Below are 17,900 nucleotides of genomic sequence, written 5' to 3' on the forward strand. Positions count from 1 at the left end.
AAGCGCTTTTCAAAGCGGACAGGGCACGCCCACAGGGTGTGCCCTGTCCGCTTTTCATTACAAAATGAGAATTGCTGTATTGCTAATTGACGAAAGGCTTAAGTAAGTATACTCAGTCAATCAACGAATGTTAACCGGGTTAACTCTACTTTGTTGAGTGAGGGTCGAGACGTTCTTCAGATGTTTCTCTTGAACCAAATCTCTACGATAAAGACAGTTAAGCAAAGAGCTGAGATTCAAGGATAAAAGATATGCCAGTTCAAAGCGATCAAAGAACTCTAAGTCTTGGTAGCGTCGGTGAAGATGTTCAACGTCTGCAAAACTCCCTAAATACTCTTGATTTTGGCCCTATAGATGAAGATGGAGTATTTGGTGAAAGCACCAAAGCTGCTATCAAGAGCTATCAAAGTAGCCGTGGATTGACAGCAGATGGAATTGTTGGTCCTGAAACTTGGGCGCGTATATTTCACAATCTTGGTTAACGCTTTGAGATTTTTGCAAATACTTCGGTAATTGAATTGAATGCACCGACCGTAGGTTGTGTTAGAAAGTGAACCGTAATTCACCAGAACCATTGAAATCATGCGTTACACAATTAACTCGAAGGGTAAACAGCGAAGCTACCGCTAACGAATCCTACACAATCATCAATATGAGCATCAACAGACGTTGCCGGAATAATAACAACATTTCCTAGAAAGCTACAAAATTTGAGTTTGTTTCGAGCACATCCTTTAGCTTTAATTCCAGGAGCATCACTTATGACGACGACAAATGAACGCAATATTTCCTCTCCTGATTCTGGTTCTATTGAACCCCAACTCAAAGCAGCATCAGATTGCTCTGTTGATGATGTTGATGTTTCAGTTTGGTTTCGATCAGGTAAGCGCAGAACTGGCTATATCCAGGGTCGTACCTTCGATGTCAAAGAAGTGGAATATTCTGAAATTGATGGCAACGCCATCCTGGAAGGTGATATTCTCTTGGGCAGCATTGAAGAAATGGAACAATTTGCTGAGATGGTGCGATCGGGTGAAGTTCCCCGTGGCGTTGGCATTACGCGCAGAGAAAATCGCTGGACGCGGGGAATCATTCCCTACGTAATGGATAAGTCAATTCCACCAAAACAATATGAGGTAATTCGGGCAGCCGTACGACATTGGGATGATAAAACTCCACTTCAATTTGTGGAACGCACCCCTGAAAATGAGAAGGAGTTTCCTAACTATGTGCAGTTTGAGAACACAGAAAAAGGATTTTTTTCGTCCATTGGTATGGTTGGAAAAGAGAAACAAAAAATTAATCTAGAAGGGGAGGGCTATGGCATCGGTGTCATTCTTCATGAAATCGGTCATGCCATAGGTTTGTTTCATGAGCAGAGCCGACAAGACCGCGATAGTTTTGTGCGAATTGTAGAAGAGAACGTTGAACCTGGGAAGATAGATCAGTTTAACAAGAATAACGACATCGCGGACGATATTGGTGAGTATGACTACGACTCAGTCATGCACTATAGTCCAGCTGCGTTTGGCAAAAAGGGTAGCGACGGTAAATCCTTAACCACGATCGAAGCCCTTGACTCCAATAAGGACGCTAAACAGAAGCGTCTAGAGCGAGAAAAGATAGAACTTAGCAAGGGTGACATTGCAGCAGTTGAGTACATGTATAAGGACATCATTCAGCCCACACCCACGCCCCCCTCTCCTCCAGTACCTCCACCTCCCACTCCGATCCCTACTCCACCCCCCACCCCGACTCCGACTAAGCCGCCTCAAATGGCGATCGTCTCGGTCTATCAGTACTCTGCCACCACTCCCGTTTGGCGTTATTTGTATAGCGCGACGCGATCGGAGAGCTTTACTCAAGACGGTTGGAAGTTAGATGGTGTGGTCTTCCGCGCTTTCGATCAGAGCCAACTCGGAACGGTTCCCGTGTACCGACACATTGCTGAAGAACCCTGGAAATATCAGCTTTCCCGCAAAGCGGCGATCGGGCAGGGCTGGAAGAATGAAGGCGTTGCGTTCTATGCCTTTGCTAAACCCCAGGATAAAAATTCTGGTCTTTCTGAACCCCTTCAGCCGATTCATCAACACTATGCGAAAGATCGGCAGGATGGATGGCGGTATCAGTATTCTATCCAGGAGAATATTGGGGACGGCTGGACCTCTGAAGGACCTGCATTTTATGCCTTGCTGCCAGCACCCAAATAGATCTGCTGTATCGCTGTAGTTCACTCTATGACAGGGGTGTGGCTGTAACCTCACGCAGAGGCGAAGTTCCTGCACCCCGTCGTTAGCCGAATGGCTATGGATATCTTTCAGGATCGGCTTAAAAGTAGGAGAAAGCAATGACTCGTCATATCTACGCATTATTAGTCGCAATTGATCAGTATGTTGCTCCTGTCCCTCCATTAAACGGATGCGTGAATGATGTCACTGCTATCAAAACCTATCTAGAAGGACGAACTGAAGACCAGAACAAACTGCACATTCAGACGCTCTTTAACCAAGAAGCGACCTATCGCGCGATCGTCACCGCATTCCGATCGCATCTGTGTCAGGCTAAACCTGGAGATGCGGTGTTATTTTACTATGCTGGACACGGTAGCCAGGAGCAAACGCCAGCAGAATTTTGGGCGATCGAGCCAGATCATTTGCATGAAACGCTAGTGTGCTACGACAGCCGCACACCGACCGGGAAAGATCTAGCAGACAAAGAATTGGCAAAGTTAATTGCTGAAGTTGCTGAAAATAAGCCGCAAATTACGATCGTGCTAGATTGCTGTCATTCTGGATCGGGCACTCGTGAGATTGATCCAGATGTTGCCGTGCGTCAGGCTCCGGCGGATTCGCGAGTGCGATCGCTCGATCAATTTCTATTTTCGCCAAGCGAAATTGAACAGCTCAGATCAGCAACGAATTGGTCAATACCGCGTGGAAATCATGTACTGTTGTCAGCGTGTCGTGATCGCGAACTTGCGAAAGAAGTGCGGATCAGTGGACAAAGCCGGGGGGCATTTTCCTACTATTTGCTGGATACCTTGAAGCAGGCAAACGGCAATTTGACCCTGCGCGAGTTATTCAAACGAACTCATGCCCTGGTTTCTAACAAAGTGACGGCACAATCTCCTCAACTGGAGGCAGCCGTTTCCGGCGAACTCGATCAGCTATTTTTGGGTGGCGCGATCGCTCCCCGTTCTGCCTACTTTACCGTCAGCTATCACAAAGACGACGAATGGATCATCGATGGCGGCGCGGTTCACGGTATCCCACAAGCGTCGGCAGGAGAAACCATGACGCTTGCCCTATTTCCATTGAATGCGTCTGCTGATGAATTAAAAACGCTATCGCGGGCGATCGGCGAAGCGCAGGTGTTGGAGGTGCTGCCGCAGCGGAGCAAAGTGAAGATTACTGGCATTTCAAGCTTAGAGCCAGAACAAGTGTTTAAGGCGATCGCCACCAGCTTACCCCTGCCCCCGAAAGGAATTGTCCTGATGGGAGACGCGAATGGACTGGAACAGGTTCGTACTGCCTTGCAATCCTCGCTGTATATCCAGGAAGTTGAAGCTGCTGAGAATGCAGAATTTAAGCTAACGGCACAAAATCAACAATACTGGATTACCCGATCGATGGACGCTCACCCACTCGTGAACTCCATTCAAGGATACACACCAGAGAGCGCATCAAAGGCGGTAGAGCGGCTAGAACACATGACCCGATGGCTCAACATTGTTGAACTGTCCAGTCCGGCAACCAGCCGAATTCGACCCGACGCTGTGCAGATGCAGCTTTATCAAGACGGACAGGAACTACAGGACTTAGAGATCCGCTTAAGGTATCAGCAGGAGAATCAGAAATCAAAGCCACCTTCCTGCAAAATCAAGTTAAAAAATACGAGTGACGAAGCATTATATTGCGCTTTATTGGATTTAACCGATCGCTATGCCGTCAGTGCAGACTTATTTGAAACAGGTGGAGTTTGGCTCAATCCCGGTGAAGAAGTTTGGGCGTTGGGTAATCGGCCCATTTATCCAACCGTACCAGAAAAACTTTGGAAACAGGGCATTACAGAAACGCGGGATGTTTTGAAACTCATTGTTGCAACGACTGAGTTCGACGCAACCTTACTCGAACAAGCTGAACTGGATTTACCCGCTTTGCCGTCTCGCAGTATCAGTCGGGGTCGAGGAACCCTGAATCGGTTGATGAATCGCGTCCAGCATCGAGAACTCAGGGCAATCCCTGAAGAAGAACTCTACGATGATTGGGTGACGAGTCAAATCGTGATGACCACCGTTCGCCCCCAAGCCACTGTTCCGATTTCGAGCAGGGAAAGCACAGCGTTAGCACCAGGCGTGACACTATTTGCCCATCCCAGCTTGACTGCCCAGGTTCGATTAACTAGCGAAACGGAGTCGACGCGCAGCACAGGCAGCATTTTACCCCCATTGCTCCGAGAAGCGAACAGCCAGTCCTTCCAATTTGCTGCCAGTCGCGGCAGCGATCCAGGCTTGAGTGTGCTGGAGTTGAGCCAGATTGCGGATCGATCGCAGGTCACACCCACTGCGCCCCTCAAACTTTTAGTGGATTCTCCGTTAGCGTCGAATGAGCGATTACTCGCGATCGCCCATGACGGCGAATTTTTCCTGCCTTTAGGCAGCGGACGTTCAGTTGATGGAAAGACTGAAATTACCATCGAGCGGTTGCCGAATGCTTCTGATTCGCTGGCATCAGATAGCCGCAGCTTGGGTGGAGCACTTCGGCTGTGCTTCCAAAAAATTTTGATGGAACAGTTGGGATTAGAGTTTGAGTATCCTGTTTTAGCGATCGCCCAACTCAACCCTGACGAAACGGTCACTTACATCAAAGACAGAGAGGTCATCAAAGCGCGAATTGCTCAAGCAAAACGAGTGGTGCTGTATGTTCACGGCATTACTGGCACAACCTGTGGGATGGCACTGAGCTTGCAGAAGGCGAATCTGATCGATTGCTATGACGTGATCCTGGCATTTGACTATGAGAATCTAAACACATCCATTGAGGAAAATGCCCGATTGCTGAAGCAGAGATTAGCAGCCGTTGGGCTGGGTGAGAATCACGGCAAAACGCTGCACATCATCGCGCATTCAATGGGTGGCTTAGTGTCCCGGTGGATGATTGAGAAAGAAGGAGGCGATCGCATGATTCAACACTTAATCATGTTTGGCACACCCAATGCGGGTTCTCCCTGGGCAACCGTCCAAGATTGGGCTTTGGCAACGTTGAGCATCGGACTGAACGGATTATCTCTCATAACCTGGAGCGCACCGATCGTCGGGATGTTGATCAAAATAATTGATCAAGCAATCGATCATTCTGACGTAGTCCAGGTGAATTTAAAGCGAATGCGCCCCGGCTCTCCTGTATTACAAGCTCTGGCAGATAGCGTTGACATGGGTGTTCCTTATACCCTAATTGCGGGCAATACTTCAATCGTTCCTGCGGCACTTCAAACTCAGCAAGATCAACGAATGAATCCTTTAGAAAGATTGATGAAAAGGCTGTTCAATAACTTTACTGAGTTACCGTTCTTCAATCAACCGAATGATATTGCTGTGACAGTTCACAGTAGTCAAAGTGTCAGTTGGGTCAAGCCATCACAAATTTATGAAGTGGGCTGTGATCATCTGGTTTACTTCAATGATCCAGTCGGGTTAGAAACTTTTTCAAAAGCGGTACTTCAGGCTCAAAATCAAACTGTGTTATTGAGTCAATCACAGTAATCAATTTTTTTAAAGCGGATCATCGATAGCTAGAGGCGCATTCCATGTCTGGGTTCTCAGGAAATTTAGCGATCGTCATTGGCATTAACCAATACGATTACGGAATTGCGCCGCTCCAGAATGCGGTGAATGACGCGAAACAACTGGTCAAGATTCTACGTGAAAAGCACAACTACCGGGTGTGGGTATGCCTTGATGAAGACGCAACGCTGAAGAATTTAGAACACCTGCTCGAAAAGACACTGCCTGAGAACGTGGGTCAGGACGATCGCCTCTTGTTCTATTTTGCAGGTCATGGCATTGCCCTCAGCGGCGATGATGATCCAGCGGGCTATCTGATTCCTCAAGATGCCAGGCAAGGCGAAGTGCAGACTTATCTGCCGATGACCCGCTTGCAGGCCGCACTGGAAAAGTTACCTTGTCGCCATTTTTTAGGCATTCTCGACTGTTGTTTTGCGGGCGCGTTTCGCTGGGGCAGCACTCGCGATTTGCTGGCAGCTCCAGAGGTGATTCATCGGGAACGGTACGATCGCTTTATCCAAGATCCTGCTTGGCAGATCATCACTTCAGCAGCTTCTGATCAAAAAGCTTTAGATGCTTTGTCGCTCAACGCAGAACGCAGTCAAGTCGGTGAACATTCTCCGTTTGCGGCTGCATTGTTTGAGGCACTCTCTGGAGATGCCGATCGCTATCCTCCGGCTACACCTGGAAAACGCCCTGGCGATGGCGTTGTAACTGCAACGGAACTCTATCTATATTTGCGCGATCGCATTGAGCCTGCAACCGAATCTTATCGCCAGCGGCAAACTCCCGGAATTTGGTCACTCAAGAAACACGACAAGGGCGAATATGTCTTTCTCACACCGGGGCATCCCCTGAATTTGCCACCTGCACCTCCGCTTGATGAATCAAAAAACCCCTATCGTGGATTAGAATCCTTTGAGACAGAACACAAAGATTTATTTTTTGGACGAACTGCGATCGTCGAGCAATTAGCGGAGTTTGTGACAAGCCATCCATTGACCGTTGTATTAGGAGCTTCCGGTTCTGGAAAGTCAAGCTTGGTCAAAGCAGGACTCATCCCCAAACTCGAAGCAACAGATTGGGTAAAGATTGTCATTCGTCCTGGAAAATCTGCTTATGCTGCATTAAATATTGCACTCGATCAGGAGGCTGTAGCTCAAAAATCCTACGTTGAACTGATTTCAAATTGGAAACAAGAAAATCCTCATACAAAAATATTACTTGTGATTGATCAGTGCGAGGAATTGATCACACTTTGCCACAACGAACAGGAAAGTCGTCAATTCTTGGAAGAACTGGAACAAGTCATTACAACGCATTCCGATACAATTAAAGTCATCTTAACGCTACGTTCGGACTTTGAACCGCAATTGCGAGATTTAGCCTTAAAAGAGTGGTGGCAGTCTGCTCGATTTATTGTTCCTGCAATGTCTCGATCACAATTACGAAATGCAATCGAGAAACCCGCAGAAGCACGAGTCATGTACTTTCAACCGCATGATCTCGTAGAGAAACTAATTGATGAAGTCGCAGATATGCCGGGCGCTTTACCGTTGTTATCATTTGCTTTGAGCGAACTCTATCTGAACTATCTCAAGCGTCAGCGTGAAGCTAATCTTCGGGGTGAAACGCTTGATCGGGCTGTCACCCAAGCCGACTATGACAAACTAGGCGGGGTCACGCGTAGTTTGACCCAACGGGCTGATCAGGAATGCAACGCCTTAGGAGAGGCTTACGAACAAACCATTAAGATCGTCATGCTACGAATGGTTGCAGTGGGGAGCGGCGAACTCGCTCGACGGAGAGTCTCTTGGACAGAACTCAGCTATTCTCCTGCGAGAGCCGGACAAGTCAAGCAGGTGATTGAGAAATTTTCAGCGGCTCGCTTGTTAGTGGAAGGACAGGATGCCGAAGGAAATTCCTATGTGGAACCTGCTCACGATGCACTGATTTTGGGGTGGGCAAAACTAAGAGATTGGGCGAAAGCTGAGAAAAACTTAGAGCTGCAACGCCGCTTAACGCCTGCCGCCTTTGAATGGAAAACAAAGCAGCAAAATCGTTTCCTGTGGAATGCTGATCCCTATCTAGAGGTTCTGCAAAAAGAGGTGTTCAACTCGTCTAAACAAAATTGGCTGAATCAAGTTGAGACAGAGTTTGTGCAGCGTAGTGCTCAGCAAAAACAGCGCAATGTGCGAACTCGCTGGGGAATTGCGATCGCCGTCATGTTGGGCTTAAGTGGACTGGCGATCGCCGCTTGGTTCGGTCAACGAGATGCAAAGATTGGACAAATGCAGGCAGCCAGTCAAGCCTCAGAAGCCCTGCTCCAAACAAAACAACTGACAATCGATGCGGCACTCGATAGTTTACACGCTGCAAAACTGCTCAAGGAACTCCAACAAGGTTTCTTTCCAATTCCTATCAATGAGCAAACGGCAATCGTGAGAAACCTGCGAAAAGCAGTTTATACCGTTCGGGAAATGAACCGCTTAGAAGGTTTTTCGGGAAGAGTTGCCAAAGTGTTTTGGAAAGACGATCGGTTGCTTGTCGTCACGATCGAGCAAGCAGGAACGGTTCACATTTGGGATAGCCAAAACCGACAAGAGGTTAATAAACTAGACCGTCCGCCAGGATCAACCACTGATGTTGAGTTAAGTCCGGATGGCAATCTGTTAGCGATCGCTGGAGGGGAGGGCGGCACAATCTCTCTATGGGGTTGGCAACAACAGCAAGTCACCGCAGAACTCCCAGTAGATGAAAACATCACGCGTCTGCGATTTAGTCTAGATAGTCGTCAATTGGCGGTTGTCGGTTATCGATCAACGGATACGGGAGTTTCTAATATCTTCTACCACTGGGACTTAGCCACTAACGCCTACAGTCAAGTCACCCAACCCAATCTTCTCGACGTTGGATTTGATACCCAGGGACAATTGCTCCAAGCGATCGCCAAAGAGGACGGAACCCTACAAATCCTCAATGCTTCAAACCAGCTACTCCAGCAATTTAATTCTGGAGTCTCCCATGCACCTTTGGATGCAGTATTCAACCTCAATGGCAGCCGCATTTTTATTAACCAAAAAAGAAACGATGGTCAGGGGCTAGAGGAAGGTGCGATCGTGCGAGATTTGAACACCGATGAAGTTACGGCTCTGGGGCAAGATTTTACCTTTGCCTTTAGCGCCAAGGGCAGTATTTTGGCAACCACTGGAGCAGCAGATGGCACGGTTCGCTTGAGAACTGGATCGGGTGAGCCGATCGAATTCAAAGCGCATCAGACTCAGGTTGCCAATCTCGACTTTAGAGAAGATGGTAGTCAACTTGCAACTGCCAGTGCAGATGGAACGGTTCGCATTTGGTCAGTGGAACCTCAGCCCTTAACTTTTCTCCAACAGCTACCCGGTTCTTTTCAAAGTGTTGCTTTTCAGCCCGGGAGAAATCGAATTATCGGGCAATCTCCCGATGGAATTTTGCATTGGTTCAACGCTAAAGGAGAGTTAACGGAGCAATCGCAGGCTTCTCTCCCATTGTTCAATGAAATGAGTTTTAGCCCAGATGGTCAACGGCTGGTTGCGCTAGCGCAAGACGGAACCTTGTACTCCTTAACCCCCGATGGCACAGTATTAAACCCGTTTGAGGGAAACTATTCTCCTAGTAGTGTGTATCCTCCTAGTAATGTGGCATTTAGTCCTGAGGGTGGACAAGTCGCTGTGATTGCAGGAGAAGAATCTGAGAGAACGATCAACATTCTGGATGTGACCTCTGGTAGGATTGTGAATCGCTTTCGTCAAACGCAGCCAACAAAGTTCGATCAAGTGATTTGGCAACCTGACAGCAACCGAATTCTATATGCCTCCCTAACCGTAGTAGAGGATGGGGTTAGAGATAATAGCGTCCGGTTGTGGGATGTTGCTTCAGAGCGGCAATATGCAACACCTCTAACCGCTTATCAGCGAAATGGATTTAGCAGTCTTACCTTCAATCAAGATGGTAGCTTGATGGCGATCGCAGAAAACGATCGAATCATTCTGACCTATCTAGATGGAACAACGATGGCGGAATTTTCGACGGATTCAGGCGGGATTAAAAGCTTAAAGCTCAGTTCTGACGGAGCATTCCTCTTATCCATTGGAGAAGATGGAACAACAAAACTATGGCAAATTGGCGAATTAGATCAACTGATAGAACAGGGGTGCAATCGCCTTCGCAACTATCTCACCCAAATGAATGTCAGTGAGCGCGATCGACAACTTTGCAAGGACTAAATTTAGGAGTGATCAGAAAACTGTCTTAGAACAGCTTGAAGCTTTTTATAGCTGTATCCATTTTCATTAGGACAAAGGAGTGAGGCGGCGCGTTGCGCCGCCTCACTCCTTTGTCCTAATGAAAATGGATAAGAGTATATCCTAGAAAGTTCGTTCAGAAGTGCGAGATAACAATCCGCTGACATTATGGAGTCGATCGCAGCTTGCCATTTATGCAAACTCGATTAGCGCGATCGCAGCTCTGAACGAACTCCCTCAATGTTAAACGCTTAGAAAGCGGCAGTCAGGCAAACCGTTGAGGAAAAAAGAAAAAACTTACTTCCGACTGGAGCAAGTACTCTGGTCGTTTTTTTGCTGTCAAGCAGGGAGCGTTGCTCATTGACAAAAGACTTAAGTAATCATACTCAGTCAGCTAACTAATGTTAACTGGGTTAACTTTACTTCGTTGAGTGAGGGTCGAGACGTTCTTCAGATGTTTCTCTTGAGCTGAATCTCTACTATAGAGACAGTTAAGCGAACAGATTAGCTGCACAGCTAATCTGTTCGCTGGGGGAACAGATATAACCAACTTTCAGATTTACAGCAAGCAAACACAAAAATGAAAGCAAATGAGCAGTAGCTTTCATTCAACCTATTGAGTCATTAGGAGAAAATAAATGAACACTAAATTGATGAAAATCATGGTTTCTTTCGTTGCTGTCGTTTTGACTTTTATGAGTTCGATTCCATCCGCGATCGCTGCAGAAGCTGGATCAACTCTAGAGGTTCAGTTGTATGAGCATAGCGATTTTCAAGGAAAGTCTTTGCCATTCTATGTTGGTGGAGTAAGGTCTGAACCAATTAGCCCGCAACTCATCAATCAAGTCAGCTCTTTGAGTGTCCCCTCAGGCGTTGCAGTTACGCTGATCGACCAAGAAACTGGAAGACGTGCCACGTATAGAGGGAGTTACAGCTATGTAGGTGATTTCATGAATGATCGAGCCGATTCCGTTGAAATCGTTCAAGATTGCTCACCCGACGCAGAAGTGTGTTAGCGATTAGAGAAAATTGCTCTAGGCTCTGTTTTAAAAGTTGTTTTTTTGTGCGTGAAGCGCACAAAAAAACAACCCTTCCAGCAAGTTTTAAAACACGCCCTAGCAGATGGATCCGTAGGGTGCGTCAATGGCGTAGCATGCCCTACACAGGACTAACTGGCTTTCGAGAAATTGCTTAGGATCCTTACAAAAATAACTTGAGTACTTCTGGAAAAAGTTGCTTACCTGTAGGGTTTACAAGGTTTTGGTAGAGCAGTTTAAATTTGTAAGGATTCTTAGGTCGAGTTTTGGCTGTCAAGCTAGGGGCGTTGCTGATCGGCAAAAGGCTTAAGTAAGCCTATGCGACTTTGTTCATAGTAGCCCAACCAACAAGGAGATTAATCATGGCGGATAGATTTCTTGTCGCACTTAGATGTATGGGAGAGATAGATGGGCCTAGATTTCTAGGTGGTAACCCATATGAAGGAACTGTTAGGCTAGCATCCAATCTTGAATCCTATGGAACTAACTGGATACTCAATTTTCAACCCGGTCTCGAAGGAGTATCTTTTAAGTGCGTGGAAGATGAAGATGGTTATCTAGAGCGTATAGACGATGCAACGGTTGGACTAATATCTGACAGTCCAGGTACTAGATGGGTAACCAGATGGCGCTACGGTGATAACAATCAAGTAGTAACATTTCAGTGTGTAGCTAGCACTGGTCGTAATCTGTTCCTCGATGGTAGGACAGGAAGTGAAACTGTTGGATTCGCACCTGGTACTGATGGGTTTTCTGGAACTCAATGGGAAGTGATCAAGCTAGCAAACGATCCTTTTTAACTGAATACATTCGAAGATACGAATACCAATTCTCCGATCACTGGAGTGGTGGATACTGAGAAGCTTGGTTTATTAGGGCATTCCTTTGGTGGGGCTGTTGGTCTTTCAGTGAGTGCCAATCAATGTTTGGCACTCCTCTGTCAAGAACCTTTTACTCGTCCGCCTCAACTTCTTGCGGGTGCTTTCTTTGGGGCAAATCTTCGTGATCAAGTTACTGGAAATTTTGTGTCAATTAATAATAACGGCATTGAAGTTGCTTTGTTGCAAGGCGATCGCGATGGTGTTGCACTTTTCCCTCGAACAGAACAAACCTATAACAATATTCAATCTCCTCCAAAACTATTGTTATCAGTAACAGGAGCCAACCATTTTGGGATAACTAACATCAATAATCCTCCTGGCGCACAACCCGTGGGATTGTTGACCTTTGGGATTGTAAGTTTTGGTTACTCTGTTCTTAAAACCAAACTACTAAAAAGATGATTAAGTAGGGCTTGCTGAAAAAGTAACAAAGAAGGAAACGAATGATCAGCTAACTAAAGGAGTAAAAGTGAGAGATAAGTTTTTTTCGGGTTAATGAGTTAGTAAAACGCTCTTTGGAGAACCAATTGAATATGAATGTGTTACTCCTATATCCGCTTTTTCCCCAGAGCTTCTGGTCATTTGAAAAGACGCTTGCCCTGCTCGGTTTCAAAGCCATGCTGCCGCCTCTGGGATTAGCGACCGTGGCAGCCATCTTACCGCAGGACTGGAATTACAAACTGGTCGATCGCAACGTGCGATCGGTCACACAAGCCGAATGGGACTGGGCTGACCTGGTGATTCTGTCCGCCATGATTGTGCAGAAAGAAGACCTGCTCGAGCAGATTCAGGAGGCAAAACGCAGAGGCAAGCGAGTCGCTGTCGGTGGACCCTACGCCACCGCCCTACCCCACGAAGTCAGCGAGGTCGGAGCCGATTATTTGATTTTGGACGAAGGTGAGATTACACTACCGATGTTTGTCAGCGCGATCGCAGCAGGGCAAGAGAGCGGCACCTTTCGAGCCGCGATCGGCGAGCGTCCCAATGTCACCGACACCCCCATTCCCCGCTTTGACCTGCTGGAATTTGATGCCTATGCCCAGATGTCGGTGCAGTTCTCGCGCGGCTGTCCCTTTCAGTGTGAATTCTGTGACATCATCGTGCTCTACGGTCGCAAGCCTCGCACCAAAACCCCAGAACAACTGTTGAAAGAGCTTGATCGGCTTTACGAGTTAGGCTGGCGACGCAGTATCTTTATGGTGGATGATAACTTCATCGGCAACAAACGCAACGTCAAACTGCTGCTGAAGCAACTGTTACCTTGGATGGTTGAACACCACTATCCCTTCTCCTTCGCGACTGAAGCATCGGTCGATTTAGCGCAGGATCAGGAATTGATGGATATGATGGTGCAGTGCAATTTTGGCTCCGTTTTTCTGGGCATTGAAACGCCCGATGAGGAGAGTTTGACCCTCACCAAAAAACACCAAAACACCCGCGACTCCTTGAGTGATTCCGTCTTGAAGATTACGCGCAGTGGGCTGCGGGTGATGGCTGGCTTCATTATCGGGTTTGACGGCGAGAAGAAGGGCGCGGGCGATCGCATTGTCAAATTTGTCGAGAAAACGGCTATCCCGACGGCGGTGCTTAGTATGCTGCAAGCGTTGCCCGATACAGCGCTGTGGCATCGCCTGGAAAAAGAAGGCAGATTGCATCAGAAATTGGGGGATATCAATCAGACCACGTTGATGAACTTTGTGCCGACGCGATCGCTAGAAGACATCGCACACGAGTATATCGAGGCGTTTTGGCAGTTATATGATCCGGAAAAGTTTCTCGATCGTGCCTATCGCCATTACCTACTTCTTGGTGAAGCCACCTATCCCAAAAAAGGCAGAAGCGGCAAAGAGCGAGTGAATTGGGTGAGACTGCGTGCCCTGTTGGCGATCTGTTGGCGACAGGGGGCGATCCGCAAGACCCGCTGGCAGTTCTGGCGCAATCTGGCAGGTATGCTGCAACGCAATCCAGGAGGCATCAGTCCCTATCTTTCCGTCTGTGCTGAAATTGAGCACTTTATCGAGTATCGCCAAATTGTCCGGACTCAAATTGAGGCTCAAATGGCAGAGTTTCTGGCAACGGAACGTCAACTGGCGGAATGCTCCCCCAGCACCGCCTGAAGAGAAATCCCTTTTATTGTTTGGGAGTCTATCGATGGGTATTCGATCAAACCTGACTTCTCAATTTAGGCAAGTACCACCCGACCATATAGAACCAGACTTCTATATTGACTCAAATATTTGTACGTTGCATGACGTAGTGCAACAGTTAGCGATCGATAGTCAATCAGATACACCCCTCATGACCTGGTTGCTTGAACATCCCCATAGCCCGATCGCACTACCCGGAAAAATCGACCTCTACGGGCATGATTGCCTTCACGCAATCCTCAACCGGGGGCATTCTCTAGCTGATGAAGCCTTTATCCGAGGATTCACGATGGGGAATGACTTGCAAACCACTTGGCTGCACAAATTTTTGTATAAGATTGCTGCATCCACGGTGTATCCCAAAAAATATCGCTTTTCGTGGAAAGACTTGAAATTCTTTGATGCGGGATTCGTGTACGGTCGATCGATACAGCGTAGAAATCTAAATCAACTCGACTTTAGCACTTATCAAAACCATGCTGTTTTACAAGTTAGACAACAGCTTGAAATTTCCAAAGCAGCCGAGATAGAACTACTTCAATTTTTTAGTTCTCCACTTTAGTCAATGGTGTTAAGCAGAGCAAAACTCTACTTCTATTACACTGTCATTTCTTATACCCCTCATGAATAAGTCAAAAATTGCGATCGCTTTGCCAATGACTGATCGAATCAGTCATTTTTTCCGATTTGAACAGCTGGGAACATGCTATCGCACTGAATTGCTTGCCAGCCTCACGACATTTATGACCACAGCTCCGATTCTGGTTGTCAATGCTCATATTCTAGGAAACGCAATGTTTCTAGATCAGCCAGGAGATTTGTTTGAGCAAATTTTGGTGGCGCTAGTTCTTTGTTCTGCGATCGCAACGATTCTAATGGGATTGTTCGCAAATTATCCGTTTGCAATGGGACCTGGAACGGGAACTGCGGCTCTGTTTACGTTCTCGATCGTACTAAACATGGGTATGGATTGGCGACTTGCCCTAACCGCCGTCTTCGTCGAAGGAATTCTTTTCACAGCACTGGTACTCAGTCCGTTTCGTCGCCATATCATTGATGCCATTCCCATCTCGCTCAAGCAGGCAATGGTCGTTGGTTTAGGATTGTTTCTCTCTTATATTGCGCTCTCTGGCAACGTCGCGCCTCCAAGTTTAGGAGCAGGCATCATTGTAAGTAGCACTGCAACGACAACTGCTTTGGGATCGCTAAAGCAGCCCGCCACCTTGATTGCGATCGCAGGAATCTTGATGACGGCAATTCTGACTGTTCGACGGGTAAAAGGGGCAATGTTGCTCGGAATTTTTAGTACAGCAAGCCTCGGTTGGCTCTTTGGTGTGGCTCCTCTGCCCGAAAAGCTTCTGACCATACCAGAGTTGCCGCTGGATCTCGTGGGGCAAGCGATCGCGGGAAGTCAGTATCTTACCTGGTCACAACTCGGAAACTTTGTTGCTGCTGTGTTCATGCTGCTGTTTGTTTGTTTTGCAGATACGATTAGTTCACTCAACGTCTTGGGGCAACAGCTAAACCGTGTGAAGCCCGATGGAGAACTGCATCGCTCAAAGCAAGCTCTACTTTCAAACTCCCTCAGCATCGTCTCTGGAGCGTTTTTCGGCGGTGTGCCAGCGATTCCTTATCTTGAATCTGCTTCTGGTATCTTTGAGGGTGGACGCAGTGGTTTTGTGGCGATCGTCGTTGCGCTGTTGTTTCTCGTCTCAGCTTGGTTTGCACCACTCTTTGCGGCAATTCCTGCGTTTGCAACGGCACCTGTTCTCCTGATGATTGGAGTCTTGATGATGAGTTGTGTCCGCGCGATCGACTGGAATAACTTAGCTGAAGCCATTCCTGCTTTTCTGGTGATCTTGATTATGCCGCTGACGTTCTCGGTTGCAGATGGGATGGCAATCGGTTTTATTGCGGATGCTGCGATCAAGATGACTCAAGGCAAGAAACAACCCGTATCGAAATCGAGCTTGACGCTTGCGGGAATTGCAGTCGCTTACTTTCTGCTAACCACTTTGCAGTCTTAAGATTGTGGATTAAATAACAATACTCAACACTAGAATTACGAAACACTATGGCTTCCAAAACGCTCAGGAATTCTGAAACCTCTAGAAATGTCCTAAAAGACAATCTCCGTGCAGCATTAACAACCTACGATGGTAATCCACACCACCCAATGGTTGCCGAGATCCTTGAGAAGCTTGCAACCCTCAATCCCACCCCTGTTCCCACGCAAAATTCTCAATTGCTGGATGGAAACTGGCAACTCATCAGTGCCCCCATTTTCCCTGACGGTAAACGCCTGGCAGATGGCACCTACTGTTACACGCTGGGACGGTTGGCGTTCAATATGTTCCAACCGCAGGATCTAACGGTTGTGATCCAACAGGTTTTTCAACCCGTGTTGCCGATGGAAGAACCCATGCAGCGCACCCATGATATTGTGGTGGACTTTGCGATCGCCCATCCCAACACCCCATCACTCCGGGGCACCGTGCGTAACCTGGGCATCTGTAAACCTGCCAGTGATACAGTCCTCCAGGTGCAGTTTACAGGAGGTGTGTTAGAACCTGCCGCTGATACGGATCTGCAACAATGGAACGCAATTTTCGAGAACCCCAAGGTACCGACCCACAGCAGCATTAAGGATTGGTTTCAGGGCCAACTGCTCAAGCTGATGTTTGGGTTGGTTCCACCCAAGGAAATGGACAAAGAAACCGGACGCATGGAATTTCAGATGCGGCGATCGCCCAAAGGCTCCCTCACCATCCTGTATCTGGATGAAGAACTACGAATTACCCAGGGGCAACGGGAAACCGTTCTGGTTTGTGAACGGAATAATCAATTTCTAGCGATTTAATGAAATCTTTGCTGTACAAGGATTGCAGCGTTAGCGTTGTTTTTTCGCGTTTGCTAAACAAAGGCGTAGTACCTCAGTTGAGCTTAATTGATGCCAGGTACTCATGTCTCACCTCTTTATACCCAGAGGTATCTAATCAAACAAACCCTCTACAGGTTGCCGAAAAGCAATTAAAGCGTGATTCGATTGCAAGGGTTTCAGGTCTTCAAATAATTGATCAGAGGTTTCTGAAGCTACAACCGTTTTAATCTCAATATTAGTGTTATAGCCAGCCATATCACCCATGCGTCTTCCATGACTGCCTGCACCCTGTGCTGCAATAATTGTGTAACCAGACACACCTAATTTTGTGAGCAAGCGTATCAATCGATCTTGCAATACAGCTTCACCAATGATGGTAACGAGAAGACCGGATGTTAAGGAAGTAGACATAAAACCTCTAGAACTATATTTTGTATTGGAAGGACTCAATCAACGAATTGCGTCCTGTCACCTAAGAGAGAAGGCGTAATTAGTCAGCCTTGCGATATTTCTCTACCCTATCGATGCGAATTCTTTGAGTAGTTGCTTTATACTTGTTGGATGAGCGATCGCCCAGATATTGAGACTGAGACAAACGCAGGCTAAGGCTAGCAAAATGTAGGTTGGAGCCATGACCACTCCAATACTGAACCAGGTAAAATCGTGCAATAGCAAAGCCAACGCAAATAGGCTTGTCACAAAGGCTGACCAATAAACCTGAACTGGAGGCTGAAGCCTCACGACCAGGTATAGGGTACACAGGGTTAACAAAAGATTAGCGGGTATCAAAAAAGCACAGATCGTGATGCAATAATTCCGTGAAAAATCAAACAAAAAATTCATAGTTTCTACCTCTTTAAAGCCAAAAAATTAAGAGTTAGAGGTTGTC

General features: G+C 47.1%; 13 protein-coding genes. 11 read left to right on the forward strand and 2 right to left on the reverse strand.

Annotated features, from left to right (window positions below):
• Positions 1-251: 251 nt before the first annotated feature.
• From NDI52_RS20705 to NDI52_RS20755, 11 genes are all read left to right on the forward strand, one after another.
• Positions 252-482 (forward strand): peptidoglycan-binding domain-containing protein, encoded by a 231-nt coding sequence (locus NDI52_RS20705; RefSeq protein WP_190789486.1) that lies wholly within the window; start codon positions 252-254, stop codon positions 480-482.
• Positions 483-761: 279 nt separating this feature from the next.
• On the forward strand, positions 762-2,210 hold the full coding sequence (locus NDI52_RS20710; RefSeq protein ID WP_190789485.1) for a M12 family metallopeptidase: 1,449 nt from the start codon (positions 762-764) through the stop codon (positions 2,208-2,210).
• Positions 2,211-2,347: 137 nt separating this feature from the next.
• Entirely contained in the window at positions 2,348-5,761 is a 3,414-nt protein-coding gene (locus NDI52_RS20715) for a caspase family protein (protein WP_190789484.1), read from the forward strand.
• 44 nt (positions 5,762-5,805) lie between these two features.
• Positions 5,806-10,047, forward strand: coding sequence for a caspase family protein (locus NDI52_RS20720; protein ID WP_348256513.1), 4,242 nt, complete (start codon positions 5,806-5,808; stop codon positions 10,045-10,047).
• 656 nt (positions 10,048-10,703) lie between these two features.
• Entirely contained in the window at positions 10,704-11,081 is a 378-nt protein-coding gene (locus NDI52_RS20725) for a hypothetical protein (protein ID WP_190789482.1), read from the forward strand.
• Between the two features lie 383 nt (positions 11,082-11,464).
• Positions 11,465-11,902 carry a hypothetical protein gene (locus tag NDI52_RS20730; RefSeq protein ID WP_190789481.1) on the forward strand — a complete coding sequence of 146 codons (438 nt, stop codon included), beginning with the start codon at positions 11,465-11,467 and terminating at the stop codon, positions 11,900-11,902.
• A gap of 45 nt (positions 11,903-11,947) precedes the next feature.
• On the forward strand, positions 11,948-12,385 hold the full coding sequence (locus NDI52_RS20735) for a hypothetical protein (protein WP_190789480.1): 438 nt from the start codon (positions 11,948-11,950) through the stop codon (positions 12,383-12,385).
• A gap of 131 nt (positions 12,386-12,516) precedes the next feature.
• Positions 12,517-14,100: a B12-binding domain-containing radical SAM protein gene (locus tag NDI52_RS20740; protein WP_190789479.1), complete on the forward strand. Its 1,584-nt coding sequence runs from the start codon at positions 12,517-12,519 to the stop codon at positions 14,098-14,100.
• A 34-nt stretch (positions 14,101-14,134) separates the two neighbouring features.
• Positions 14,135-14,692, forward strand: coding sequence for a hypothetical protein (locus tag NDI52_RS20745; protein ID WP_190789478.1), 558 nt, complete (start codon positions 14,135-14,137; stop codon positions 14,690-14,692).
• Positions 14,693-14,753: 61 nt separating this feature from the next.
• Positions 14,754-16,157, forward strand: coding sequence for an NCS2 family permease (locus tag NDI52_RS20750; RefSeq protein ID WP_190789477.1), 1,404 nt, complete (start codon positions 14,754-14,756; stop codon positions 16,155-16,157).
• A 47-nt stretch (positions 16,158-16,204) separates the two neighbouring features.
• Positions 16,205-16,990: a PAP/fibrillin family protein gene (locus tag NDI52_RS20755; RefSeq protein ID WP_190770747.1), complete on the forward strand. Its 786-nt coding sequence runs from the start codon at positions 16,205-16,207 to the stop codon at positions 16,988-16,990.
• A gap of 132 nt (positions 16,991-17,122) precedes the next feature.
• Here the strand turns inward: NDI52_RS20755 and NDI52_RS20760 are convergent, their stop codons facing one another.
• Both NDI52_RS20760 and NDI52_RS20765 read right to left on the reverse strand, forming a co-directional pair.
• Positions 17,123-17,422: a hypothetical protein gene (locus NDI52_RS20760; protein WP_190770748.1), complete on the reverse strand. Its 300-nt coding sequence runs from the start codon at positions 17,420-17,422 to the stop codon at positions 17,123-17,125.
• Between the two features lie 102 nt (positions 17,423-17,524).
• The gene (locus tag NDI52_RS20765; protein WP_190770749.1) at positions 17,525-17,854 is read right to left on the reverse strand and encodes a hypothetical protein; all 330 of its coding nucleotides are present in this window, start codon (positions 17,852-17,854) and stop codon (positions 17,525-17,527) included.
• Positions 17,855-17,900: the final 46 nt, after the last annotated feature.

This window comes from Leptolyngbya sp. PL-A3 (assembly GCF_039962325.1).
Classification (GTDB): domain Bacteria; phylum Cyanobacteriota; class Cyanobacteriia; order Elainellales; family Elainellaceae; genus Vacuolonema.